General features: G+C 50.1%; 1 protein-coding gene. It reads right to left on the bottom strand.

The window, feature by feature from the left end; all coding sequences use genetic code 11:
* Positions 1-462 (bottom strand): SDR family NAD(P)-dependent oxidoreductase (locus tag R7Q11_RS29500; protein ID WP_225467380.1); only part of this gene is annotated, 462 nt, incomplete at its 3' end.
* Positions 463-513: the final 51 nt, after the last annotated feature.

Genomic DNA, 513 nt, shown 5'->3' on the forward strand with positions numbered 1-513 from the left:
TTTTGCCGCGCAATAGGAGGTATAGCCTGGGTAGCCAATTGAGCCGAATGTTGAACCAATATTGAGAATGACCCCAGGTTGCTTTAGCCACGTTAACGCCGATTGGCACAGCAGCATCGGCGCAACGAGATTGAGTTGGATTTCGTCTGCAATCTGCGTTGGTCGTTTGTGGCTTAACAGCGAGAAATCGTTGCTGCCCGCATTGTTAATCAGTGCGTCCACTTTTTGATGTTGGCGCGCTCGATCTTTAATCGCTGTTAATCCTTCTGATGAGGTGATGTCTGCAACGACTACGTCATGACGTTCTGGATTTGACAGTTCACGCTGTAGTGTTTGCAAGCTCTCTTCGTTTCGCCCAACAAGAATGAGGCTGGCACCACGTTTTGTTAACTCTTGCGCGATGGCTTGCCCAATTCCGCCCGTTGCGCCTGTCAGGAGAATGGTGCTGTTATTAATGATCATGCTTCACCTCACGCCGCTTGTTGGGTTGAGAAGGAAGGCAAAGAGCGCAGC

Source organism: Vibrio sp. 970, assembly GCF_033339075.1.